The 25,120-nt window shown below is 60.8% G+C and carries 23 protein-coding genes; 3 read left to right on the top strand and 20 right to left on the bottom strand.

Annotated features, from left to right (window positions below; all coding sequences use genetic code 11):
* Positions 1 to 13: 13 nt before the first annotated feature.
* Positions 14 to 634: an energy transducer TonB gene (locus NTD87_RS15475; protein ID WP_262114872.1), complete on the top strand. Its 621-nt coding sequence runs from the start codon at positions 14 to 16 to the stop codon at positions 632 to 634.
* Between the two features lie 70 nt (positions 635 to 704).
* On the opposite strand, the gene NTD87_RS15470 is transcribed toward NTD87_RS15475, so the two are convergent.
* The 6 genes from NTD87_RS15470 to ppc form a co-directional block, all read right to left on the bottom strand.
* Positions 705 to 1,526, bottom strand: coding sequence for an isocitrate lyase/phosphoenolpyruvate mutase family protein (locus tag NTD87_RS15470; protein ID WP_262114871.1), 822 nt, complete (start codon positions 1,524 to 1,526; stop codon positions 705 to 707).
* Positions 1,527 to 1,559: 33 nt separating this feature from the next.
* Positions 1,560 to 2,420 (bottom strand): DUF72 domain-containing protein, encoded by an 861-nt coding sequence (locus NTD87_RS15465; RefSeq protein WP_262114869.1) that lies wholly within the window; start codon positions 2,418 to 2,420, stop codon positions 1,560 to 1,562.
* Positions 2,420 to 2,728: a hypothetical protein gene (locus tag NTD87_RS15460; RefSeq protein ID WP_262114868.1), complete on the bottom strand. Its 309-nt coding sequence runs from the start codon at positions 2,726 to 2,728 to the stop codon at positions 2,420 to 2,422. The genes NTD87_RS15465 and NTD87_RS15460 overlap by 1 nt, the downstream gene beginning before the upstream one ends.
* A gap of 186 nt (positions 2,729 to 2,914) precedes the next feature.
* Complete coding sequence (gene tsaB, locus NTD87_RS15455; RefSeq protein WP_262114867.1) at positions 2,915 to 3,589, bottom strand: tRNA (adenosine(37)-N6)-threonylcarbamoyltransferase complex dimerization subunit type 1 TsaB; 675 nt, start codon at positions 3,587 to 3,589, stop codon at positions 2,915 to 2,917.
* A gap of 93 nt (positions 3,590 to 3,682) precedes the next feature.
* Entirely contained in the window at positions 3,683 to 4,330 is a 648-nt protein-coding gene (adk, locus tag NTD87_RS15450) for an adenylate kinase (RefSeq protein WP_262114866.1), read from the bottom strand.
* A 288-nt stretch (positions 4,331 to 4,618) separates the two neighbouring features.
* Positions 4,619 to 7,249 carry a phosphoenolpyruvate carboxylase gene (gene ppc / locus NTD87_RS15445; protein ID WP_262114864.1) on the bottom strand — a complete coding sequence of 877 codons (2,631 nt, stop codon included), beginning with the start codon at positions 7,247 to 7,249 and terminating at the stop codon, positions 4,619 to 4,621.
* 193 nt (positions 7,250 to 7,442) lie between these two features.
* Here ppc and NTD87_RS15440 point away from each other — a divergent pair, with 193 nt between their 5' ends.
* Positions 7,443 to 7,787, top strand: coding sequence for a pilin assembly protein (locus NTD87_RS15440; RefSeq protein WP_262114863.1), 345 nt, complete (start codon positions 7,443 to 7,445; stop codon positions 7,785 to 7,787).
* Positions 7,788 to 7,943: 156 nt separating this feature from the next.
* Here the strand turns inward: NTD87_RS15440 and NTD87_RS15435 are convergent, their stop codons facing one another.
* The 14 genes from NTD87_RS15435 to NTD87_RS15370 all read right to left on the bottom strand — a co-directional run bounded on the left by NTD87_RS15435 (position 7,944) and on the right by NTD87_RS15370 (position 23,430).
* Positions 7,944 to 8,270: a hypothetical protein gene (locus tag NTD87_RS15435; RefSeq protein WP_262114862.1), complete on the bottom strand. Its 327-nt coding sequence runs from the start codon at positions 8,268 to 8,270 to the stop codon at positions 7,944 to 7,946.
* Entirely contained in the window at positions 8,267 to 9,181 is a 915-nt protein-coding gene (locus tag NTD87_RS15430; protein ID WP_262114861.1) for an alpha/beta hydrolase, read from the bottom strand. Before NTD87_RS15430 ends, NTD87_RS15435 begins: the two co-directional genes overlap by 4 nt.
* Positions 9,182 to 9,342: 161 nt before the next feature.
* Positions 9,343 to 10,620, bottom strand: coding sequence for a flavohemoglobin expression-modulating QEGLA motif protein (locus NTD87_RS15425; protein ID WP_262114860.1), 1,278 nt, complete (start codon positions 10,618 to 10,620; stop codon positions 9,343 to 9,345).
* Between the two features lie 47 nt (positions 10,621 to 10,667).
* Positions 10,668 to 11,384: a TetR/AcrR family transcriptional regulator gene (locus NTD87_RS15420; protein WP_262114859.1), complete on the bottom strand. Its 717-nt coding sequence runs from the start codon at positions 11,382 to 11,384 to the stop codon at positions 10,668 to 10,670.
* 102 nt (positions 11,385 to 11,486) lie between these two features.
* On the bottom strand, positions 11,487 to 12,989 hold the full coding sequence (gene lysS / locus NTD87_RS15415) for a lysine--tRNA ligase (protein ID WP_262114857.1): 1,503 nt from the start codon (positions 12,987 to 12,989) through the stop codon (positions 11,487 to 11,489).
* 71 nt (positions 12,990 to 13,060) lie between these two features.
* Positions 13,061 to 14,156 (bottom strand): peptide chain release factor 2 gene (gene prfB, locus NTD87_RS15410; RefSeq protein ID WP_262114856.1). Its coding sequence is split into 2 segments (ribosomal slippage): positions 13,061 to 14,083 and positions 14,085 to 14,156, totalling 1,095 coding nucleotides; the frame shifts between segments, so codons are not numbered across the junction.
* 106 nt (positions 14,157 to 14,262) lie between these two features.
* On the bottom strand, positions 14,263 to 15,264 hold the full coding sequence (locus tag NTD87_RS15405) for a PleD family two-component system response regulator (RefSeq protein ID WP_262114855.1): 1,002 nt from the start codon (positions 15,262 to 15,264) through the stop codon (positions 14,263 to 14,265).
* Positions 15,265 to 15,306: 42 nt separating this feature from the next.
* Entirely contained in the window at positions 15,307 to 16,317 is a 1,011-nt protein-coding gene (locus NTD87_RS15400) for a chemotaxis response regulator protein-glutamate methylesterase (protein ID WP_262114853.1), read from the bottom strand.
* Positions 16,314 to 18,632, bottom strand: coding sequence for a hybrid sensor histidine kinase/response regulator (locus NTD87_RS15395; RefSeq protein WP_262114852.1), 2,319 nt, complete (start codon positions 18,630 to 18,632; stop codon positions 16,314 to 16,316). Before NTD87_RS15395 ends, NTD87_RS15400 begins: the two co-directional genes overlap by 4 nt.
* Complete coding sequence (locus NTD87_RS15390) at positions 18,629 to 19,312, bottom strand: chemotaxis protein CheW (RefSeq protein WP_262114850.1); 684 nt, start codon at positions 19,310 to 19,312, stop codon at positions 18,629 to 18,631. Before NTD87_RS15390 ends, NTD87_RS15395 begins: the two co-directional genes overlap by 4 nt.
* Positions 19,309 to 20,589: a CheR family methyltransferase gene (locus NTD87_RS15385; RefSeq protein ID WP_262114848.1), complete on the bottom strand. Its 1,281-nt coding sequence runs from the start codon at positions 20,587 to 20,589 to the stop codon at positions 19,309 to 19,311. Before NTD87_RS15385 ends, NTD87_RS15390 begins: the two co-directional genes overlap by 4 nt.
* Positions 20,586 to 21,122: a chemotaxis protein CheW gene (locus NTD87_RS15380; protein WP_262114846.1), complete on the bottom strand. Its 537-nt coding sequence runs from the start codon at positions 21,120 to 21,122 to the stop codon at positions 20,586 to 20,588. The genes NTD87_RS15385 and NTD87_RS15380 overlap by 4 nt, the downstream gene beginning before the upstream one ends.
* Complete coding sequence (locus NTD87_RS15375) at positions 21,122 to 22,744, bottom strand: methyl-accepting chemotaxis protein (RefSeq protein WP_262114845.1); 1,623 nt, start codon at positions 22,742 to 22,744, stop codon at positions 21,122 to 21,124. The genes NTD87_RS15380 and NTD87_RS15375 overlap by 1 nt, the downstream gene beginning before the upstream one ends.
* Before the next feature lie 320 nt (positions 22,745 to 23,064).
* Positions 23,065 to 23,430, bottom strand: a complete 366-nt coding sequence (locus NTD87_RS15370; protein WP_123428595.1) for a DUF6124 family protein — start codon at positions 23,428 to 23,430, stop codon at positions 23,065 to 23,067.
* A 673-nt stretch (positions 23,431 to 24,103) separates the two neighbouring features.
* Here NTD87_RS15370 and NTD87_RS15365 point away from each other — a divergent pair.
* Positions 24,104 to 25,018 (top strand): LysR family transcriptional regulator, encoded by a 915-nt coding sequence (locus tag NTD87_RS15365; RefSeq protein ID WP_262114844.1) that lies wholly within the window; start codon positions 24,104 to 24,106, stop codon positions 25,016 to 25,018.
* Positions 25,019 to 25,120 lie beyond the last annotated feature (102 nt).

The raw sequence follows: 25,120 nt of genomic DNA, 5'->3' as shown, positions 1-25,120 counted from the left end.
TCGACCGAGAGAAATGTCAGACATTCAACGCACATCAGTAGGCTACATTTCGCGTCACGGCGATTATGGCCTGCGTAATTCCCAAGCACTGAGCGGCGTCAGTCACCTGTGGCAGGATTTTTTTGCCCAGGCACTGGCCGATCATTTGGGCGATGCTGCACCCGCTCCTGGCAGTTACACCCCCGTCGCCGTCGATGGTCCGGTCGAACCGACCGCTGGCGCGGAGCTGCATGCGCACATCGTCACGCAGCGCGCGTGCGACGTGAAGGACACCGAAGTCCGCCCGCCTGAGCCACTGTTCCTGCCGATTGCCGAGTTCGAAATGGACCTGGCCGACAAACCGGCTCCGCCGTTCCCGCCGCAAGAAATTCTCGCGCAACAGAAACAACAAGACTTCGAAAGCACTTGGGTGCGCCCGATCGTCCTCGCGGCCGGCCAGCCACTGCCTGCGCCAGGCCCGGCACCGCAACCGCGTCCGTTGCACCTGCCGATTGCCGAATTCGAACTCGATCTGCTGGACAAACCGGCAACCCCCTACCCGCCCGAAGAGCTGGTGGAACAACAGAAACAATTCAATTTCGATACCGGCTGGGCTCGCCCGATCGTTCTGCAAAACCTGCGCATCGCCGCTTAAGCCTCAACCTCAGCGACAAACCCACCACGGCCCGACATCCGCGATGGGCAGCGCTCTAGCCTCCTGCCAATCAACCCTTGAACATTTGATTGATCTGCCCGAACGGCAGCGCGCGGTCGGCGAAGTCAAAGGTTCCTTGCCCCTGAATTTCCTGCGCGGCCTGATAAAACGCTCCGTAGGCGGCACGGGCCATCGCCGAGCCGACGCTGATCCGTTTGACGCCCATTTCACTGAGCTGCGCCACGTTCAGCTTGAGACCGCCGGACATCAACACATTGACCGGCTTCGGCGCCACCGCACGCACCACCGCCAACACCTCTTCAGCGCTGCGCAGGCCCGGCGCATAAAGCACATCGGCACCCGCCTCGGCAAAGGCCTGCAAGCGGCGAATGGTGTCGGCCAGATCCGGATTGCCGTGCAGGTAATTCTCGGCACGCGCGGTCAGGGTGAACGGGAACGGCAAACTGCGCGCTGCCGCGACGGCCGCTTCAATCCGCGCGACGGCATGTTCAAAGCAATAGATCGGGCCGTCTTCGCGGCCGGTGGCATCTTCGATCGAACCCCCTACCGCGCCAGCAGTGGCGGCGCGCAGCAGGCTCTCGGCGGACGCCTGCGGGCTGTCAGCAAAACCGTTTTCCAGATCAACCGCCACCGGCAAGTCTGTCGCGGTGACAATCGCCCGAACGTTGACCAGCGTCTCTTCGAGTTTCACTGCGCCATCCGGGCGGCCCAGCGAAAAAGCATAACCGGCACTGGTGGTCGCCAGCGCCTGGTAACCCAGACTGGCGAGCATTTTTGCCGAGCCGGCATCCCACGGGTTGGGAATCACAAAAGCCCCCGCACCTTCGTGCAAGGCCTTGAACACCTGGGCTTTAAGGGTTTGCGCATCCATTGGCTCACTCCTGTAGAAGGGAAAGACCCGACGTCAGAGCAAACCAAGCTGCTCGGCGGCGGGCTCTCTGTATAGCTCAGGCAGGGCCGGCAAGCCAGGTAAACGCGCCATCAAGCGAGTATGAAAGCGTTGCGCCAGGGCGGCGGCCAGCAGGTTGTCGGCGGTGTGCAGAAAGATGTACGGCGTACGGCCCTCTTCGATCCATTGGGCGATTTTCTCGACCCACGGCGACAGGAACGAATCGTTGGCTTCAAGCACCGGATGGCCGATGAAGCGCACTTGCGGGAACTGGGTAAAGGCCGCCGGACGCGGTGGCACCTTGGGCTTTTTCGCTTGCGCGTGGAGCACCGAGGGCTCGGTCGATGTGCAACTGAACAGCGCCCGTGGATCGAGGCAAATGCGCTCTACACCACGATCCAGCAACAGGCGATTGAGCCTGCGCTCGGCATCGCCTTTAGCGAAGAAATCCCGATGCCGCACTTCAACCGCCAAGGGCCGCTGCAAGCCATCGATAAACCCGGCCAGCTCAGCCAGTCGCATCGGAGTAAACGCTGTCGACAGCTGCAACCAGAGCGGTGAAACCCGTTCGCCGAGCGGGCTGAGCAATTGCACGAAGGTTTCGGCGGCGCTCAGTTGCTCGCGCAGGTCACCGCCGTGGCTGATGTCGCCGGGGAATTTGGCGGTAAAGCGAAAGTGTTCCGGCATCGTCTGCGCCCAGCGTTCTACCGTCGCCTGCGCAGGGCGCGCGTAGAACGTGGTGTTGCCTTCAACGGCGTTGAACACCTGCGAGTACAGGCCGAGAAATTCGTTGGGACGGGCGTTTTGCGGATACAGGTACTCGCGCCAGGCGTTTTCGCTCCAGGACGGGCAACCGAGGTAGTAAGGCAGCCGCATCAGATGTACAGGTCGAGACCCAGCACTTCCATATCCCAATCGACGAAACCGGAGGTGCTCAAGTAACTGGCCAGGGCCATCGCCACGCTTTTGCTCATGGCGCGGTGGTAGATCATGTCCTGCTGCCGGGCGGGAAGATTGCTCAGGCGTTGCGCAGAAGCCTTGGCGGCGCGGGCAGCCAGTTGCTCTTCAGAAGGGATTTGCAGCTCGCCATCGATATCCTCGAGGGACTCGTCCACCGACACATTGCCTTTGCGAGGCTTGCGCTTGATGGGGTAGGACTGAGAGGAAAGGCCGTCTATACGCATAATTGCATGCTCGCTATCGATGATGGCAATTTAGCGGCACTTACCGATCTTCGCAAATTACCAAGTGATAACTAGAACACAGAAAATGCAAAAGGTTTGAAAGCCGGGTGTAGAAACTGACGATTGGCAGCAACACACACCAATGTGGCGAGGGAGCAAGCTCCCTCGCCACAAATGCACTCGGATTCAGCGGGCCTTGGGAGTCGCCACTTTGTCGCGCAGGTAAACCGGTTGTGCGTCGTCCGCCGGAATGCCTTCACCGCGTTCCCAGGCAAAACGCGCCAAGGTCAGCAAGTCTTCGGCGTGGGGCAACATGCCAGCATCCTGGCCAGTCAGCTTGACTGCGATTCGCTCGCCATAGCCCCAACCGGTGCCCGCGCCGAACCAGTCGCCCGTGGCCTCTGCCGGCAATGCGGCCACTTGCGGCGGCAATACCGCTTCAGCCCCCACCAGACGCATTTCGCCGGCGGTTTCGCGGTAGCAGCCCCAATAGACTTCATCCATCCGTGCATCGATGGCCGCCGCGACCTGATGTGCACCGTGCTCACGCAAGGCACGCTGCGCCAGCACCGCCAGGTTGGACACCGGTAACACCGGACGATCCAGAGCAAACGCCAGGCCTTGCACCACGCCAATGGCAATTCGCACACCGGTGAACGCCCCCGGGCCACGACCAAAGGCAATCGCGTCGATCGCTTGCAAGGTGGTGCCCGCATCAGCGAGCAACTGCTGGATCATCGGCAGCAACTTCTGCGCATGCAGGCGCGGGATCACCTCGTAATGGCTCGTGACCTTGCCGTCATGCAGCAAGGCAACAGAGCAAGCTTCAGTCGCGGTGTCCAGGGCCAGCAAGGTGCTCATCGATGTTTCCGTCAGAGAGGTAGGAAAAAGTGCGCCAGTATAAACAACAACGGCCCGCAAGCGGGCCGTTGAACGTAAAGCCAATCAGCTTTCTCAGTTAAGCGCTTCAAGCACCTTGCCGGTGATGGCTTCAACCGAGCCAACGCCCGCGATGTGGCTGTACTTTGGCTTGCCTTTGGCAGCCGACAGCTGCTGATAGAAATCCACCAGTGGCTTGGTCTGGGAATGGTAGACCGATAGACGATGACGCACGGTTTCTTCGGTATCGTCTTTACGCTGCACCAGCGCTTCGCCAGTGATGTCGTCCTTGCCCGCGAGTTTCGGCGGGTTGTAGACAGTGTGGTAAACGCGGCCGCTGGCTTCGTGCACACGACGACCGGCGATACGTTGAACGATTTCTTCGTCATCGACGGCGATTTCAACCACGTGATCCAGTTCTACGCCCGCATCAACCAAGGCTTCAGCCTGAGGGATGGTGCGTGGAAAACCGTCGAACAGGAAACCGTTGGCGCAATCAGGCTGAGCGATACGATCCTTGACCAATGCGATGATCAGGTCATCGGAGACCAGGCCACCGGCATCCATGATGCCCTTGGCCTTGATGCCCAGCTCGGTGCCAGCCTTGACCGCAGCACGCAGCATGTCGCCGGTGGAAATCTGCGGAATAGCGAATTTTTCAGTGATGAACTTAGCCTGAGTACCTTTACCGGCCCCGGGAGCTCCCAGCAGAATGACGCGCATCGATGTGCTCCTCAATTTTTTATTAATAAACGATCGGATTCGCCGCGTGGGGCCAATCTCAAAATAGGGTCGTGGGCCGCCCAAACGGCCAAGGGCTGATCAAGATACACAGCAGGCCCGGACCACACAAGCCGCCGAAAGTCGGAGCAACCCGTGCCTGTTACGCCCGTGCGACGAGGCGACCCAAGTCGCCCCCCCATAACAAAGTGTCGCCTGACAACCGCGACCCGCCCTCGCGGACCGGTCGCTTGAAGCCGTGAACCGGCCTTTTACACTGCGCAAAAGACCTTAGCCGGTATTACGCAAACCGGCGGCAATCCCCGCCACAGACACCAGCAAGGCCTGTTCCACCGGGCTGCCTTGCGCCACTTCCTGCTGCCGCGAGCGGGCCAACAGTTCAGCCTGCAATAGATGTAGCGGGTCGAGGTAGGTGTTGCGCAAACGGATGAACTCCAGCGTCTCAGGGCTATGGGCCAGTAGCTGCGACTGGCCAGTCAGGCCCAGGACCACGGAACACGCCTGCGACAATAGGTCGCGTAAATGCACACCCAAAGGTAACAAATCAGGCGTAACCAATCGCTCATCGTAGGACTGGGCGATGTCCGCGTCGGCCTTGGCCAGCACCATCTCCAGCATGTCGATGCGGGTGCGGAAGAACGGCCATTGCTCACGCATCTGCGCCAGCAACTCGCCCTCGCCACGGGCCAGGGCCTTGCTCAACGCCGCCTCCCAGCCGAGCCAGGCCGGCAGCATCAGACGGGTCTGGGTCCAGCCGAAGATCCACGGAATCGCCCGCAGGCTTTCGATCCCACCGGCCCGACGCTTGGCCGGACGGCTGCCGAGCGGCAGACGCCCCAGTTCCTGCTCGGGGGTGGATTGACGGAAATATTCGACGAACTGCGGATTCTCCCGTACCACCGCGCGATAAGCGTTGACGCCATCGCTCGCCAATTCGTCCATCAAGCCACGCCACGCGGGTTCCGGCGGCGGAGGCGGCAGCAACGTCGCTTCCAGCACTGCGGCCAGGTACAGGTTGAGGTTTTGCTCGGCGATGTCTGGCAGACCGAATTTGAAGCGAATCATTTCCCCTTGCTCAGTGGTACGGAAACGCCCGGCCACCGAACCCGGTGGCTGCGACAGAATCGCCGCGTGCGCCGGGCCACCACCACGGCCCACGGTGCCACCACGACCATGGAACAACAGCAGCTCGACTTGCTGTTCGCGGCAGATATCCACCAGACGCTCCTGCGCCCGATACTGAGCCCAGGCCGCCGCCGTGGTGCCGGCGTCCTTGGCCGAGTCGGAATAGCCGATCATCACTTCCTGTGGGCCCTGCAAACGCGAGCGATAACCCGGTAGCAGCAAGAGTTTCTCGATGACCGGGCCGGCGTTGTCCAGGTCGGCGAGGGTTTCGAACAGCGGCACCACACGCATCGGCCGCAATACACCGCTCTCTTTGAGCAACAGCTGCACGGCGAGTACGTCCGACGCGGCGCCGGCCATGGAGATGACATAGGAGCCGAGTGACGCCGCTGGCGCCGCAGCAATTTCGCGACAAGTCGCCAGGACTTCGGCGGTATCGGCCGATGGCTTGAAATACGCGGGCAACAGTGGCCGACGATTGTTCAACTCGCCCATCAGGAAGCGAATCCGCGCTTCCTCGTCCCAGTCTTCATAGCGACCGAGCCCCAGGTAATCGGTGATCTCGGTCATGGCCGACGAGTGCCGCGACGAATCCTGGCGTACATCCAGCCGCACCAGGAACAGGCCGAAGGTCACCGCCCGGCGCAAGCAATCGAGCAACGGACCGTCAGCGATCACGCCCATGCCGCACTCATGCAGCGACTGGTAGCAGAGTTCCAGCGGGTCCAGCAGTTCGCGGTTGTTTTGCAGCACGTCGGCCGGTGCCGGTGTGGTCGCGGCCAAGGAAGCCTGCGCCCAGTTACGCGTCGCGCGCAGGCGTTCGCGCAGTTGCTTGAGCACGGCGCGGTAGGGTTCGGCGCTGTCCCCGGCCTTGGCTCGCAGGGCATCGCTGGCCTGCTGCATCGACAAGTCGGCGGCCAGATGATCGACGTCACGCAGGTACAGATCAGCCGCCATCCAGCGCGCCAGCAGCAAGACTTCGCGAGTGACCGCCGCCGTGACGTTCGGGTTGCCGTCACGGTCGCCGCCCATCCACGAAGCGAAACGAATCGGCGCGGCTTCCAGCGGTAAACGCAGCCCGGTGGCAGCATGCAGGGCCAGATCGGCCTTGCGCAGGTAGTTGGGGATCGCCTGCCACAGCGAATGCTCGATCACCGCAAAACCCCATTTCGCCTCGTCCACCGGCGTCGGCCGGGTGCGACGGATTTCTTCGGTGTGCCAGGCTTCAGCGATCAACCGCTGCAAACGTGCCTGAATCTGCTCGCGCTCGGCTGTCGTCAGGTCACGGTGATCCTGGGCGGCGAGTTGCGCCGCGATGGCGTCATATTTCTGGATCAAGGTCCGGCGGGCGACTTCCGTCGGGTGCGCGGTGAGGACCAGCTCGATCTCCAGCCGCCCCAGTTGCCGCGCCAGCGCGTCGCTGCCATGGCCTTCAGCACGCAGTCGGGCGAGCAACTCAGGCAGCACACGGGATTCGAAAGGCGCCGGTTGCGACTCTTCACGACGGTGAATCAACTGATATTGCTCGGCGATGTTCGCCAGGTTGAGAAACTGGTTGAACGCTCGCGCCACCGGCAGCAATTCATCTTCAGTCAACTGGTTGAGGCTGGCGCGCAGTTCGGCGTCCATTGAGCCGCGACGGTCGGCCTTGGCGCCCTTGCGGATCTGCTCGATCTTGTCGAGAAAACCATCCCCGTACTGCTCTCGAATGGTGTTGCCCAACAACTCACCCAGTAGGTGAACATCCTCGCGCAAGCGTGCATCGATATCAGTCATCAGCAGTTCTCCAGCGAATGGCGGTCGACCTCAAGAGTGCCGCCCGCAGCGGGTTCTTACAAGTCAGGCGACGAATCGACTTTAAACTCTGACGGTTGGGGCTAGTCTCAGAGTAAGCCGTACAAAGGCTGCCGCCGGCCACGGCCGGACACTCATCACATCCTGCCAGGAGCAGGTGCTTATTGAGGTCACTATGAAAATCCGTGAGTTAGCCCAACATTGGGAAGAAACCGCCAAAGGCCGTTTGACCAAGACCGGCTACACCATTCACCTGGACGTCGAAGCCGCTGCGCGGCTGGCGGCGATTACCGAGATGTACCCCAAACGTCACCCCGAAGAGCTGCTGGGCGAACTGATCGGTGCAGCGCTGGAAGAGCTCGAAGCGAGCTTCCCTTACATCAAGGGTCAGCAGGTGGTCGCAACCGACGAGGAAGGCGATCCGCTCTACGAGGACGTCGGACCGACACCGCGCTTTCTCGAATTGTCACGGCGCCATTTGCACGATTTGTCGGCGCAGAGCGGCAAGCAAAAACATTGAAGACCTGTGGCGAGGGAGCTTGCTCCCGCTCGGCTGCGCAGCAGTCGTAACTCGACTGAGGTGGTCTATCTGAAAGAACGAGGTGACAGCTTTCAGGCCTGCTTCGCAGGCCAGCGGGAGCAAGCTCCCTCGCCACAAAGGTTCACGTCGCTGGGGTTATTGCTCCAGCTGCGGCGTCTCTTGCCCCATGCAACGCACGGCTTTTTTCTGGTTGTTGACCAACACGCCGGTCAGGCCTTTCTGTTCGGTGTCGAACAACACCAGCACGCCATCGACACACTGGGCGACTTGCGCAGCCGGCTCCAGGGAGACTTTGTAGTCTTCGCCCGGTACGGTCTTGAGCATGGTGAAGTCGTTGAGCAGCAGCGCGTCTTCCGGTTTGGCGAAGTGCAGGTAGCCGTAGAACCACAGGGCCCCAACTGTGCCGAGGATGCTGCAGATACCGGTAATGATCAGCGGGATAGCGTTACGTTCTTCACTCATTGCGGACTCTCTAAAGGTTCAACTTCTGAATTCGGGGGTGCCGGGTAGTTGGGGATTTCTCCCAACCGGCGCAAGCCGTTGAAATGCTGCGGGTCATCGAGATAGCGCAGCATGACCTTGCGCCAGACCGGGTCGCCGAAGGTCTGCACATGGCCGCCACGGACCAATTGCAGCACCTTCGGCGGGGGCGCAGCTTGATACAGGCGAATGCCATTGGAAAGAGGCACGAGCGGATCGTCGATGCTCTGGTACAGCAGTTTTGGCACGCCAGTCAGCTTTGGCATGGCGTTGATCGCACTGTCCGCGTCCGGCACCAGCCAGGACAACGGCACCTGGAACGGCCAGGTCAACCAGGACGTGCTCAGGGCGTACTGCCCGATATCGCGATAGCTGGCCGGCGCACCGTCCAGCACCAGCGCCTTGAGGCGAGATTGACGCTCGGGATGCTCGACCAGATAGTGCACAGCCAACGAACCACCCAGACTCTGGCCAAGCACTACCAGCGGCTTGCCTTTGACCTCGGGCGCGGCATCCAGCCATTTGAACGCGGCGTCGATGTCCTGATAGATCGCCGGCAAACGCGGTTCACCTTGCGACAGACCATAACCGCGATAGTCCACCAACAGCACCTGATAGCCCTGCTCCGGCAGCCACCAGCTCCCACCCAGATGGAAGGCCAGGTTGCCGCCGTTGCCGTGCAAATGCAGCACCGTGCCTTTGACTTCAACGCCCTTTTTGGCTGGCAGCCACCAACCGCGCAGCTTGAGGCCGTCGGCGGTGGTCAGGGTGACATCGCGGTATTCGAGTCTGGCTCGTTGCGGGGTGAACGGCAGCCCGGGCTCGGGGTAGAACAGCAAGGCGCTGCAACCGCCCAGGGTCAGGAGAACGCAAAGGATGCCGAGGATTCTCATCCGTTGAAACCTCGCAAAAAGGACTTGAAATACACAACCCTGTGGGAGCGAGCCTGCTCGCGATAGCGGTGGGTCAGTCAACATTGATGTTGAATGTAATGCCGTCATCGTCGGAACGCCGCCCGGAGCCGGCTCGCTCCCACATTTGGACTGTGGTGCTCTTACAAAATGTTGGAGTAATCCGCCTCGATCCGGTCCAGGCTCAGGTGGTTGAGGAAGTTGGAGAAGCACATCCAGGCCGACAAGGCGTTCATGTCACGGAACTGTGCCGGCAAGTATTTGGGCGGTTCTACCAAGCCTTCATCCACCAACTGACGCAGGGTTCGCATGTCTTCCAGGGTGGTTTTGCCACAAAACAGCAAAGGGATCTGCTCAAGCATGCCTTTACGCACGGCCAACTGAATGTAGTTGTAAACCATGATAAAGCCCTTGAGGTAGGACAAGTCTTTGGTAAATGGCAGGCCATTTGGCACCGAACCACGGAAAACCCGACTGGCATTGCCATAACTTTCAGCCATCTCGAAGCCTTGTGCGCGGAAGAACTCGAAGATCTGCATGAAGTCCGCGCCCTCCTCGACCATGTGAATGGCACGGGTCCGGTTGGTCAGTTTGCGCAAGCGACTCGGGTAGGAAGCGAAGGTGATGATTTCCATCAGGATCGCCAACCCTTCCTGGGTCACGGTCGAGGACGGCGGCCCCTTGGACAGGAAGGTGCAGATCGGCTGGTTCAGACCGTTGAGGGTGGTGCCGACATGCACCAGCCCTTCATGGACTTCCAGGGCACGCACGTCACGGTCGTTGAACATCGCGTCAGCGCGGATCTTGATGTAGTCGGCACCCGCCGCCGCATCCGCGACGATGCCGTCGGACTCGAACACCCGAATGGTTTCCTCGGCTTCGCCAAAGACCTTGTTCAAGCGGGTTTGCAGCAAGTGCACGGCCTCTTTGGCCGTGAGAATCTTCGGTTCGTCCTTGAGGTCGCCCCGGCCATCGATGTTGTTCAGGTAGTCGGACATCATCAGGCCAAGGTCGGCCAGGGTCGGGTCGCCCGCGTGGAACGCATCGGAGGCCGCGCCGTAAAGCTCCTGGGAGATCAACCCGAAATCTTCGGTGCCACGTGCTTCGAGCATCCGCACCACCATGCGGTACTCCTTGCACATGCGCCGCATGATCTGCCCGACCGGGTTGAACTGACCGAGCTGACGGGTGATGTCGCGCTCGATGTTCTGGAACTCCAGCTTCACTTTGCTGGAGTCGAAGGACAGTGGCCGATTGAGGTAATAGTCACGGTCCACCGCGGGCATTTCCTTGCCTTTGGCTTTGAGGAAACCCTTGCGGATGTTGTCGTCCCACTTGACCGCATCGAGGACGCGGATCGGCGTCTGCGCCAGCACTATGCGATCGGACAAGGTGCGTATCGTCTGCTGGTATTCGTCCACCCGGAACTCCCTGAAATAAATTGGACGGTTTGGCGTAAGAGGTTGTGTTACACCGACGCCAGCACCAGGTGCATGTACCGGTTGAGAATGCCGAGCATCTCTTCCTCGGCCAGCGGTTCTGCATCGTTGAGCAGGCCCTGATATTCCATCCGGCCGACAATCGCCGTCAACACTTTGGCATCCTGCTGTGGCTCTCGGGAACCCAATACATGGAAAAGCTGGCAGGTACCCTGTAGGAGAATTTGCTGATGCGAGCGCACCAACAGTGCCAGACGCGGATTGAGCAACGCTTCCTGGCGGAAGGCCTGCTCGGCCATCAAGTGCTCGCGGCGGTTGATCAGTTGCCGTTGGACATAGTCAGCCATCAGCCGTGCAATATCATCAGCCAACTGTGAGCGGGACTCGGGGCTGCCATCGCCGCTAACGACCATCTCGCGCAACAGGCCTTCGTTGCTGGACCACAACCTGGCCATGAAGGCGGCACTGCGCTCCACGTATTGAGCGAAGGTATCGGTGAGCAGGTCATCGATATCCTTGAAATAGTAAGTCGTCGCCGACAGCGGCACACCGGCTTCGGCGGCGACTGCACGGTGACGTACCGCACGGACACCATCGCGTACGACGATGCGCATCGCGGCATCGAGAATTTCCTGTCGACGCTGCTCACTTCCCTGTCGGCTGGCCTTGCGGCCCTGGTACTGAACGCTTTCAGCGACCGCAGTGGCGATGCCAGCTGCTCCTTCTTGAGCAATTGCACGATTCACGACAGATATTCCTCTCTAACGTCAAAAGTAACTAATTGATACATTTGTACCAGACAGGCAATAAAAAGCCGCCTGTTATAGGCGGCTTTTTAATTAAAACACTTACGCTTGCGGTCGCATGTGCGGGAACAGGATCACATCGCGAATCGACGGCGAGTTGGTCAGCAGCATCACCAGACGGTCGATGCCGATACCTTCACCCGCGGTCGGCGGCATGCCGTACTCCAGCGCGCGAACGAAGTCGGCGTCGTAGTGCATGGCTTCGTCGTCGCCGGCGTCCTTGTCAGCCACCTGAGCCATGAAACGCTCGGCCTGGTCTTCGGCATCATTGAGCTCGGAGTAGGCATTGGCGATTTCACGGCCACCGATGAACAGCTCGAAGCGGTCAGTGACACTTGGGTTCTCGTCGTTACGACGGGCCAGCGGCGACACTTCGAACGGGTACTGGGTGATGAAGTGCGGCTGCTCCAGCTTGTGCTCGACCAGCTCTTCGAAAATCATCACTTGCAGCTTGCCCAGACCTTCAAAGCCAAGCACCTTGGCGCCGGCCTTCTTGGCAATGGCACGGGCCTTGTCGATGTCCTGCAGGTCGGCGGCGGTCAGCTCCGGGTTGTACTTGAGGATCGAGTCGAACACCGACAGACGCACGAACGGCTCGCCAAAGTGGAACACCTTGTCGCCGTAAGGCACGTCGGTGCTGCCCAGAACTAGCTGAGCCAGCTCGCGGAACAGCTCCTCGGTCAGGTCCATGTTGTCTTCGTAGTCGGCGTAAGCCTGGTAGAACTCCAACATGGTGAATTCCGGGTTGTGACGGGTCGAAACGCCTTCGTTACGGAAGTTGCGGTTGATCTCGAACACTTTTTCAAAACCACCCACAACGAGCCGCTTGAGGTACAGCTCCGGCGCGATACGCAGGAACATTTCCATGTCCAGCGCGTTGTGGTGAGTCTCGAACGGCTTGGCCGCAGCACCACCGGGAATGGTTTGCAGCATCGGCGTTTCCACTTCCAGGAAGTCACGCTTCATCAGGAAGCTGCGGATGTGCGCGATCACTTGCGAGCGCACGCGGAAGGTCTGGCGCACGTCATCGTTGACGATCAGGTCAACGTAGCGCTGGCGGTAGCGCTGCTCGGTGTCGGACAGGCCGTGGTGCTTGTCTGGCAGCGGACGCAGGGACTTGGTCAGCAGACGCACGCTGGTCATTTCAACGTACAGGTCGCCTTTGCCGGAACGGGCCAGGGTGCCTTCGGTGGCAATGATGTCGCCCAGGTCCCAGGTCTTGACCGCGGCCAGGGTTTCTTCAGACAGGGTTTTACGGTTGACGTAAACCTGAATGCGCCCGGACATGTCCTGGATCACCATGAACGAGCCACGGTTGAGCATGAGACGACCGGCAACCTTGACCGGGATCGCAGCTTCTGCCAGCTCTTCCTTGGTCTTGTCCGCGTACTGTTTCTGCAAATCTTCGCAGTAGGCGTCGCGGCGGAAGTCGTTGGGGAAGGCCTGGCCCTTGGCGCGCTCGGCAGCAAGCTTTTCCTTGCGCAGGGCGATCAGGGAGTTTTCTTCCTGTTGCAGGGCTTGCGGATCGAGTTCTAGGTCGCTCATGTCTTTAAATTTTCCATCACAGGTTCGTTGCCCCCGCCGAAGGCAGGGGACTTAAGGTCTTGACTGGCGGTTTACAGGCCTTGTTTCAGGCTCGCCACCAGGTATTCGTCGATGTCGCCGTCGAGCACCTTGTCGCAGTCGCTGCGTTCGACGTTAGTACGCAAATCCTTGATTCGCGACTGGTCGAGCACGTACGAGCGAATCTGGTGACCCCAGCCGATGTCCGACTTGGTGTCTTCCAGGGCCTGGGAGGCAGCGTTGCGTTTCTGCACTTCCTGCTCATACAAGCGCGCCCGCAACATTTTCATCGCGGTGTCTTTGTTGGCGTGCTGCGAACGTTCGTTCTGGCAGCTGACCACGGTGTTGGTCGGTACGTGGGTGATACGTACGGCCGAGTCGGTGGTGTTTACGTGCTGACCACCGGCACCCGAGGAGCGGTAGGTGTCGATGCGCAGGTCCGACGGGTTGATGTCGATTTCGATGTTGTCGTCGATTTCCGGCGACACGAATACCGCGGAAAACGAGGTGTGACGACGGTTACCGGAGTCGTACGGGCTCTTGCGCACCAGACGGTGCACGCCGATCTCGGTCCGCAGCCAGCCAAAGGCGTATTCACCCTTGATGTGCAGGGTGGCGCCCTTGATCCCGGCGACTTCACCAGCGGAGAGTTCCATGATGGTCGCGTCGAAACCGCGCTTGTCCGCCCAGCGCAGGTACATGCGCAGCAGGATGTTGGCCCAGTCCTGGGCCTCGGTACCGCCGGAGCCGGCCTGGATGTCCACGTAGGCGTTGTTGGCGTCCATCTCACCGCTGAACATACGGCGGAATTCGAGTTTCTCGAGGGCTTCGCGCAGACGCTCGACTTCGGCAGCGACGTCATCGACGGCGGCCTGGTCTTCTTCTTCGGCGGACATCAGCAGCAGGTCCTTGGCGTCGGCAAGGCCAGTGTGCATCTGGTCGAGGGTTTCGACGATCTGCGCCAGCAGCGAGCGCTCGCGGCCCAGTTCCTGAGCGTACGACGGGTTGTTCCAGACATTCGGATCTTCAAGCTCGCGATTGACCTCAGTCAGACGCTCATGCTTTTGATCGTAGTCAAAGATACCCCCGAATAGTTTCGGAGCGCTCGGACAGGTCCTTGATACTGTTAAGGATCGGGTTGATTTCCATGGCGGGCAGCACTCGTTGGCGAACTTTTGAAAGCCGACGAGTATAACGTAATCACGCTGTCACGGCAGCCCGCCTGGCGGCTTTAGCAGTGAATGAACACGTTGGTTCATTCGATTCCGACCTGATTGCGCCCATTGTTCTTCGCCAGGTACAAGCCCTTGTCCGCTGCCGAGATCAATTGACGACAATCAGTGCTCTGCTGCGGGGTCAGGGTCGAGAGGCCGATACTGATGGTCAGGTACGCACCTTCGACCGGAAAAGTATGCGGGATCTTCATCCCGGCCACGGTCTGACGGAGTTTTTCCGCCATCAGTCGCGCACCGCCCGGTGAGGTATTGGGCAATACCAGGGCGAACTCTTCACCGCCATAGCGCGCCGGCAGATCGGACGGTCGGCTGCTCGCATCGCGGATCGCCGAGGCGACTTTGCGCAGGGCTTCGTCGCCTTCCAGGTGACCGAAACTGTCGTTGTACGACTTGAAGTAGTCGACGTCGATCATCAACAGCGACAGTTGGGTCTGGTCGCGCAGGGCCCGGCGCCACTCCAGTTCGAGGTACTCGTCGAAATGGCGGCGGTTTGACAGGCCGGTCAGGCCATCGGAGTTCATCAACCGTTGCAGCACCAGGTTGGTGTCGAGCAATTGCTGCTGGCTGACCCGCAGCGCCCGGTAGGCCGCGTCGCGCTGGATCAGGGTGGTGTAGGAGCGCGAGTGATAACGAATGCGCGCCACCAGTTCGATGTTGTCCGGCAGTTTGACCAGGTAATCGTTGGCACCCGCGGCAAACGCCGCACTCTTGATCAGCGGGTCTTCCTTGGTCGAGAGCACGATGATCGGAATGTCTTTGGTCGCCGGGTGGTTGCGGTATTCGCGTACCAGCGACAGGCCGTCCAGACCCGGCATGACCAGGTCCTGCAGGATCACCGTCGGCTTGATGCGGATCGCCTGGGCGATGGCCTGGTGCGGATCGGCGCAGAAATGGAAGTCGATGTTGTCTTCGTTCGCCAGCCCGCGGCGCACGGCTTCGCCGATCATGGCCTGGTCATCGACCAGCAGCACCATCGCGGCATATTCATCGGTTTTAAAAGCGTCGAGCTGTAAATCATCCATTTGCGATCACCTGAATCAGGCCAGAACAGCTGCAATGATGAGTCATTTTGCAAAGATCTCCAGCAATCTTGGCGCTATCTTGTCCAGCGGGCGAATTTCCACAGCGGCGTCGATGGCAGCGGCCGCTTTCGGCATGCCATACACCGCGCTACTGCGCTGATCCTGAGCAATGGTCAGGTAGCCCTGCTGGCGCATTAATTTAAGTCCCTGGGCACCGTCGCGCCCCATGCCGGTCAGCAGCACACCCACTGCATCCCCATTCCAGTAAGTGGCCACGCTTTCGAAAAACACGTCGATCGAGGGACGGTAGATCTCGTTGACTGGCTCAGCGGTGTAGGCCAGCGTACCGTTCTTCAACAAACGAATATGGTGGTTGGTGCCCGCCAGCAAAACCGTCCCGCTTTGCGGTGGCTCGCCTTCCTCGGCCAGGCGGACTGTCAGGCCGCACGAGCTGCCGAGCCATTCGGCCATGCCCGCCGCGAACACCTGGTCGACATGCTGAACCAGCACGATGGCCGGCGCAAAATCGCGCGGCAGGCCCTTGAGCAAGACTTCCAGCGCCGCCGGCCCACCGGCGGAAGAACCGATCGCCACCAGGCTCTGGCGTTGCCCGCTGCTGCGCAATGCGGTCGGCGCTGAGCGTACGCGGTTACCGCGCTCGCCGATCAGCCAGCCGATATTCAGGATCTTGCGCAGCAACGGCGCGGCGGCTTCCTTCGGATCGCCCGCGCCGAGGGCCGGGGTATCGACCACATCCAGCGCGCCATGGCCCATGGCTTCGAACACCCGATGGACATTCTGTTGCCGATCCACCGTGACGATGACGATGGCGCACGGGGTCTCGGCCATGATCCGGCGCGTCGCCTCGACCCCATCCATGACCGGCATGATCAGGTCCATCAGGATCAGGTCGGGGGTCAGCTCGGCGCAGCGTTGCACCGCCTCGGCTCCGTTGCTGGCGACCCAGACCACCTCATGCGCCGGCTCGAACGCCAAGGCTCGACGCAGAGCCTCCACGGCCATGGGCATATCGTTGACGATAGCGATCTTCATGCACGCGCTCCTCCTATGAGCTCAACCACTGCATCGAGCAGAGCATCGTCATGAAAGCTGGCCTTGGCTAGATAATAGTCGGCCCCCGCTTCCAGCCCACGACGACGGTCCTCTTCACGATCCTTGTAGGACACCACCATCACCGGCAGCGATTGCAACCGGTTGTCACGACGCAACAGCGAGACCAGTTCGATCCCGTCCATGCGCGGCATATCAATATCGGTAATCAGCAGATCGAAATTCTCGGCACGCAACGCGTTCCAGCCGTCCATGCCGTCAACCGCAACGGCCACGTCATAACCCCGATTGAGCAGCAGCTTGCGTTGCAACTCACGAACCGTCAGCGAGTCATCGACCACCAGAATGCGTTTGCGCGCAACGATGGCGGCCTGTTGGCTGTGCCGGGCGATCCGCTCCAGGCGGCCGGTATTGAGCAGTTTGTCCACCGAGCGAAGCATGTCTTCGACGTCGACGATCAACACCACCGATCCGTCATCGAGCAAGGCCCCGGCAGAAATGTCCTGAACCTTGCCCAGTCGTTCATCCAGCGGCAACACCACCAGCGTACGCTCACCGATAAAGCGCTCGACGGCCACGCCGTACACCGCATCGCGCTCACGGATGACCACGACTTTGAGGGTGGCCGGGCTGTTCTGACTCGCCGGACGCTGTAACAACTGGCTGGCCGCGACCAGGCCAACGTGTCGACCTTCATGCCAGAAGTGCTGACGACCTTCCACCTGGACGATGTCGTCCGACGCCAGATCGCACATACGCTCGATGTGCGCCAGCGGAAAGGCATACGCCTCCTCGCCCACTTCCACCACCAGACTGCGGACCACCGACAGCGTCAGCGGCACCTCAAGATGGAAACGGCTGCCCTCGCCCACCTTCTGTTCCACCACCACCGCACCGCGCAACTGGCGGACCATGTGCTGAACCGCATCCAGGCCAACGCCACGCCCGGACACTTCGGTGACCTTGTCGCGCAGACTGAAACCGGGCAGGAAGAGGAACGTCAGCAGTTCTTCTTCGCTCAACTGCTCAGCAGTCTCGGCCGGTGACAGCTGACGCTCGACAATGCTGCGACGAACCTGCTCCAGATCGACCCCATTGCCGTCGTCGCTCAACTCCAGCACCAGCAGCCCCGCCTGATGGGATGCACGCAAGCGAATCAAGCCTTCGGCAGGCTTACCGGCCAGCAAACGTTGCTCGGGCGTTTCGATGCCGTGGTCCACGGCATTACGCAGTAAATGGGTCAGAGGCGCTTCGAGTTTTTCCAGCACATCGCGGTCGACCTGAGTCTTTTCGCCCTCGATTTCCAGGCGCACCTGCTTGCCCAGGCTGCGACCCAGATCGCGCACCATCCGCGCCTGCCCGGTCAGCACATCGGCAAACGGCCGCATGCGGCAGGCCAGCGCGGTGTCGTACAGCACCTGAGCGCGCTGACTGGCGTGCCAGGCGAACTCATCGAGCTCGGCGGTTTTCTCCGCCAGCAGTTGCTGGGAGTCGGCCAACAGCCGCCGCGCATCGCCAAGCGCCTCTTGGGCCTCAAGGCTCAGGGTTTGCTCTTTGAGATGAACGTTGAGGCTTTCCAGGGCGCGCAGGCTGTTGTTCTGCACACGCTTGAGGCGCTGCATCGTCGCCAGATACGGCTTGAGACGCAGGGTTTCCACCAGTGACTTGCTCGACAGGTCGAGCAGGCTGTTCAACCGTTCAGCGGTCACCCGCAACACCCGCTCGCCACCCTCGGAGATGCGCTTGGATTTACGCGACGCCTCTACCGATGCCGCTAGCGACGACTCGAGTTCTGACACAAGGTCTGGCGGCTCAACCCGCAGTGACGGCGATTCGAGTTGCAATGGGGCCATTGGCGCATCGGGCGGTAACAAGGGCTGTACTGCGGCAGGTGCAACGACGGCCGAAGGATCAAGCAAATACCCCAGCAACGCCACGTAGGCCTCGATATCGCTCGCCCCCACATTGGCACTGTCTGGCGTGGCGATGCGCATCAGCAAGTCCGTGCCTTGCAGCAGCGCATCAATGTGTTCGGGGTGCAGAAAGAGTCGACCTTCCTGCGCGCTGACCAGGCAATCTTCCATCACATGGGCAACGCTGACGCCAGCATCCACGCCAACAATCCGTGCCGCACCCTTGAGCGAATGCGCGGCGCGCATGCAGGCCTCCAGATGATCGGCCTGGGTCGGGTCGCGCTCCAGCGCCAGCAACCCGGCGCTGAGTACTTGAGTCTGAGCCTCGGCCTCCAGACTGAAGAGTTCCAGCAGTGACGCGTCGCGCATTTGATCAGGGGTCATGTCAGGCTCCGGGTCACGGCGGACAATAACTGCTCTTCATCCAGCCAGCGCAGGCTGCGACCTTTGAATTGCAACACGCCACGGGTGAATTTGGCGCTGGCCTGCGGGCCAGACCGGGACGCGGCGTCGAGGATCCGCTCATCAATGGCGTGTATCCCGTCCACCTCATCCACCGGCACCACCACCGGGCCACCGTGAGCGGCGATGATCAACAGGCGCGGCATGATCCGTGTGCCCGAGGCGACACCCGTGGTCGCTTCCAGCCCCAGCAACTCCACCAACGACAGGCAGGCCACCAGCGCGCCACGCACATTCGCCACCCCCAGCAACGCCCGCGAACGCTGATGCGGTAACGAATGAATGGCCTGCAAGGGCGCGACTTCCACCAGGCTGCGGGTGGCCAGGGCTAGCCATTCTTCGCCGAGGCGAAACATCAACAACGAGCGCGTGACCACCTCCGTTTCGACGGCAATGGACGCTTGCACGCGGTCGTCCTGCTGCAACGCATAGCGATCCAGCAAACGTGTGGCTGCGGCGGAATACACCGCGCAATTGCGGCAGTGAATGTGCTCGACCAGCAGTGGGCAGGATTTGTCGCCGTGGATACCGATACGGTTCCAGCAGTCGTCGATAGCCTGGGCATCTTCATGGGTCACGTTCAACGAAACAGAACCGGTCATCGTTTACGCTCACTGTCAGCGGCGCGCTCACTACGGGCGGCGCGTTCCTGCAATCGACGGGCACCGACCGCATCGCCCTGGGACGCCAGCAACACCGCCAGGTGCATCAGCGCTTCGGGGTGCTGCGGTTGCAAATAAAGGGCCTTGCGATAAAACCCCTGAGCTTCCAGCGCGTTGCCGGCAACATCGCTGAGCAGCCCCAGCCAGTAAAACACCTGCGCCACCGGCTCGTGGCTGCGCAGATACTGCTCGCACGCCGCCCGCGCCTCGGGGCTTTTACCTTCGTTGGCCAGGGTCGCAATATTTGCCAGCAGCGCGGCGGCGTCTGTGTTTGAGTCTTTCTCAACGCTGGCACCCAGCACCGACGCAGCGCCGGTGCTAAAGGGTCGGCTGCGTACCGGCGAAGGGGGAACGCTGCGCACCGGCAAACTCTCCGGCAACGGCGATGCAATAAACGCCGGCAGTGGTTCGGGCTCAGGTTCGCGGTGCCGTTTGAAGGCGAAGGATTGGGGAATACCGATCGAACGCATGCCCAGACGTCCCAACAAACTGCCTTCGGCCGGGCCGATAAACAGCACACCGTCCACGTGAGTCAGGCGCTTGAGCACTTCAAAAACCTGCTTCTGGGTTGGCTGATCGAAATAGATCAGCAGATTGCGGCAAAACACGAAGTCATAGGCCGGCTCATTGGCCAGCAACATCGGGTCCAGCAGGTTGCCCACCTGCAAACGCACCTGTTCGCGCACCCGCTCGCTGAGGCGATAGACGTCGTCTTCGGCACTGAAGTGCCGTTCGCGAAAATCGGTGTGCTGCCCACGAAAGGAGTTCTTGCCATACAGCGCACGCTTGGCGCGCTCGATCGACAGCGGGCTGACGTCCAACCCCTCGACCTTGAACTGATGCGGCGCCAGCCCGGCATCGAACAACGCCATGGCAATCGAATACGGCTCTTCACCGGTGGAGCACGGCAGGCTGAGAATCCGCAGCGCGCGCATCCCGTTGATCTCGGCCAGACGCTTGAGCGCCAGTTTGGCCAGGGTGGCAAAGGATTCCGGGTAACGGAAGAACCAGGTTTCCGGAACGATCACCGACTCGATCAACGCTTGTTGTTCATCCCGCGAGCCTTGCAGGCACTGCCAATACTCATCGGACGTTCCCATCTGCTGCGCCGCTGCGCGCTGACGCACCGCGCGCTCGATAAGCGCCGGACCAACCGAGGTCACGTCCAGGCCGATGCGTTCTTTGAGGAACTCGAAAAAGCGCAGGTCGCTGCTCACGGGCGCTCCTCAAGCGACGCCAGGTCCAGCAGCGGCGACGGAAACAACAACGCCCGCACCTGGGCATCGAGCAAGTCCGCGACGCGCACCCATTGCAGCAGTCCGTGTGCGTCTTCACGCACCGGCCCCAGGTACGGCGCCTGTCGATTGTCCAGGCCATAGGGCTGGAAGTCCGCCGGGTTGCAACGCAGTGTGTCGGTGGCCTGCTCAAGAATCAGCCCGAGCAATTGCCCTGGCGTAGCGTGATCCGGCTGATAGTGCACCAACACCAATCGAGTGCTGGTGCGCGCCTGAGCCGGCTGACCGAACGCCAGGTCGCCGACATCGATCACCGGCACTACCGCACCGCGATAGGCAAACACCCCCGCAACCCAGGACGGTGCCTTGGCAATCGGCTTGAGCGGCAGACGCGGCAGCACCTCAGCCACCTCGATGGCTTGCAATGCATAGCGCTCGTCGCCGATGCGAAACACCAGAAACAACGACTGCTTCGGTGCCATGCCGGCACTGCGTTTCGCCACAAGCTCGCTCATCAGACTTTAAATCGCGAGACACCGCTGCGCAGCCCTACGGCCACCTGACTCAGCTCGTCGATAGCAAAACTGGCCTGGCGCAGGGACTCGACGGTCTGGCCGCTGGCATCGCCCAACTGCACCAGCGCATGGTTGATCTGCTCGGCGCCCGTGGCCTGGGCCTGCATGCCCTCGTTGACCATCAACACTCGCGGCGCCAGCGCCTGAACCTGGTGGATGATCTGCGACAACTGCTCGCCGACCTGCTGCACTTCGGACATGCCACGGCGCACTTCTTCGGAAAATTTGTCCATGCCCATCACACCGGCCGACACCGCCGACTGGATCTCGCGAACCATCTGCTCGATGTCGTAAGTGGCGACGGCGGTCTGGTCTGCCAGACGCCGCACTTCGGTGGCGACCACGGCGAAACCGCGACCGTATTCACCGGCCTTTTCGGCCTCGATGGCCGCGTTCAGCGACAGCAGGTTGGTCTGGTCGGCGACCTTGACGATGGTCACCACCACCTGATTGATGTTGCCGGCCTTCTCGTTGAGGATCGCCAGTTTGGCATTGACCAGATCGGCCGCGCCCATCACCGAATGCATGGTCTCTTCCATGCGTGCCAGGCCTTGCTGACCGGAACCGGCCAGCACCGAGGCCTGATCGGCGGCGGTGGAGACTTCGGTCATGGTGCGCACCAGATCGCGAGAGGTCGCAGCGATTTCACGCGAGGTGGCGCCGATTTCCGTGGTGGTGGCGGCGGTTTCCGTGGCGGTCGCCTGCTGTTGTTTGGAGGTGGCGGCGATTTCGGTGACCGAGGTGGTGACCTGTACCGAGGAGCGTTGAGCCTGGGACACCAGCGAGGTCAGCTCGGTCATCATGTCGTTGAAGCCGGTTTCCACCGCGCCGAACTCGTCCTTGCGCTCCAGATTCAGACGGCTGCTGAGGTCGCCGGTGCGCATGATTTCGAGGATATGCACGATGCGGTTCATTGGCGCCATGATCGCGCGCATCAACAACAGGCCGCAGAGGCCGGCGGCAAATACCGCCACCAGTAAAGACACCCCCATGCTGACTTTTGCCGCGGTGACCGCTTGGCGGATTGCCTCGATGGCGTTATCGGCCTGTTCACGATTGCTATCAATCACGCCATTCAACTGCTTGCGCCCATCGGTCCACGCGGGTGTCAACTCTTGTTCCAGCGCTATACGGGCCTGTTCGAATTGTTTGTGCTGATACAGATCGACGACTTTATTCAACACCTTTTCGAACGCTTGATAACGGACCTCAAACGCATCGAATTCGGTCTTGTCCCCGTCAGTGAAGATCGTTTTCCGATAGTTATCCATCTGCTCTTTTAGGCGCGTTTCGTAGCTTTTGTACAGCTCCAGGTCAGCAGCGGTCATGTCGCTATGGTCAGAGAGGCCAACAATCCGCTGGGTCAGGACGTAGCTGTCGACCCAGGCACTGCGAATCATCGAACTGTAATACACCCCGGGAAGCGCATCAGTGCGGACCGTTTCTTCACTGGACTCGATCTTCAGCTGACTCGAAAACGAGACCATGACCATCAGCAGCATGATGGCGATAATTACCGCAAAGCTCGCCAAAATGCGTTGGCGCAACGTCCAGTTCTTCACAGTCAGTCCTCGGGGCCGTTCAAATGGAGGGGAGTATAGCCGAGGGTGCGCCACGTTTTATAAGCGGTTGCGCACTGCGTCTCATCCTGAGCGAAAAGCGTGTCTGCGCTCTGGGAGGGCTACTGTCCAAGCTACACAACGTTGAAATACGGTGCAGGACTGATCCCGTAGCAGCTGCCGAGCCTGCGAGGCTGCGTTCGGCCGCGTAGCGGTCGTGAAATCAGGCAATGCGTTCTTTCAGGAAAACCGCGTACGCAGGATTGGCGAGGACTGCGTCCTCGAACGCAGCCTCGCAGGCTCGGCAGCTGCTACGGGCGCTGTTACTCCGGTGGATCGAGGTGATCCAGTGCGCGATTCACCGCCAACTCGGCCAACGAAATCATCTGCTGAATCGCCAGCGCGGTATTGCGTTTGGGGCCGTCAAGGTCGAACGCCAGATCGCTGGCCATGACATTGGCCGAGGCGAGGGTTTCGCAGGCGTGGGCCAGCAGGGTTTCGCTGTCGACGTCGGGGGCGATGACGAAAATGCAGCCGGGGCGTCGGTCGGCCAGCAATGCCTTGGTCTCAGGCAGTACCAGGTAATGATCGAGCGCACGGTGTGCGGCGGCGTGGAGTTCTTTTGAATCGAGGGAGGCGTAAGGGGAAACGGGGTCGGTTTCGGGGGGATTTGGAGTTGGTTTGAACATGGTGAAGCTCCTTGATAAGTGGAGCCGCCACCGTTCGCGGTCAAACGAGTTGGGGTGGCAGCTGTACGCGGGTTGACCGACCGGGAATCAAGGAACCCGGCACACCCGAAGGTGTCCCGCGCACAGCTGCCGCGACACGATACCTCAGACGCGAAAAAAGCGCCTGGAATAGGTCTTGGGCGCTGGTGCGCCTTGATTTACACGGACGGTCAAATCCGGTCGCTGAATGGGCAGCGACACGGAAACGATAGAGGTGGGCGACAAAGCGTACAAGCCGGGGAGTTCTGGTGGAGTTGTAGGCAGCGACGCAAGGCGACGTAGCCTCGGACCGAGGCTTTGGGGAAGGAATAAACAGGTCAGAAATTGCACAACCAATGTGGGGGGCATGCCCTAATACCGGTAAGTAAAGCCGTTACGCGAACCGTAGCAGCTGCCGAGCCTGCGAGGCTGCGTTCGAGGACGCAGTCCTCGCAAATCCTGCGAGTGCGGTTTACCTGAAAGAACGCGCTGCCTGATGTCACGACTGCTTCGCAGCCGAACGCAGCCTCGCAGGCTCGACAGCTGCTACAGGGAATGTGTCGAGCTTGCCCCCCTGCCCTCCGACCCAGGTCATCGATTAAAAAGATATACACTCGGGCAAATCTATAAAAACCGCCCACCGGGTAATGTCCCCATGATGACCTTGCGTCAGATCCGTCACTTCATCGCCGTGGCCGAGACCGGCTCGATCTCGGCCGCCGCGCAAGCGGTGTACATCTCCCAGTCCACGTTGACCCTGGCCATCCAGCAGCTTGAGCAGGAAATTGGCGTCAGCCTGTTCAATCGCCACGCCAAGGGCATGACCCTGACGCACCAGGGCCATCAATTCCTGCGTCAGGCGCACTTGATTCTGGCCACGGTCGACAACGCCAAACGCAGCCTTCAGCAAAGCACCGATCAGGTCGCCGGCCAATTGATCATCGGCGTGACCAGTCTGGTGGCCGGTTATTACCTCGCCGATTTGCTCACCCGTTTTCAGCGCGCCTACCCCAACGTGGAGATTCGCGTGATGGAAGACGAGCGGCCTTACATCGAGCACTTGCTGGTCAGCGGCGAAATCGATGTCGGGGTACTGATCCTCTCCAACCTTGAGGATCGCCATGCATTGCAGACCGAGGTGCTGACCCATTCGCCGCACCGCCTGTGGCTGCCGGCCCAGCACCCGTTGCTGGAGCACGACAGCATCAACCTCGCCGATGTCGCCCGCGAGCCGTTGATTCAATTGAACGTCGATGAAATGGACCGCAACGCCCAACGAATGTGGTCGGCAGCCTCCTTGCAGCCGCGCATCACCTTGCGCACGGCTTCCACCGAAGCCGTTCGAAGCCTGGTGGCGGCCGGCCTTGGCGTGTCGATTCAACCCGACATGACCTATCGCCCCTGGTCACTGGAAGGCGACATCATTGAAGCGCGAGCGATAGCGGACCTGAGCCAGACGCTAGACGTCGGCCTGGCCTGGCGCCGCGGCACTGCGCGCCCGGCGCTGGTCGATCCGTTTCTGACCGTGGCCCGTGAGCAACCTCACGGCGGGCGCAAGCCATCTATTTAATCGAACGCTGCATTCAGTATTTAGTATTTGTCGTCCACAAGCCCGACCACTAGTCTCTGTGCATCTAATAAGACGGTCGGGTCCCCAGTCACAGGGAGCCCC

It is taken from the genome of Pseudomonas sp. 6D_7.1_Bac1 (genome assembly GCF_025465945.1).
Classification (GTDB): domain Bacteria; phylum Pseudomonadota; class Gammaproteobacteria; order Pseudomonadales; family Pseudomonadaceae; genus Aquipseudomonas.
Note: the sequence above shows the minus strand (reverse complement) of the source record. Positions and strands in the feature narration are given on the sequence as shown.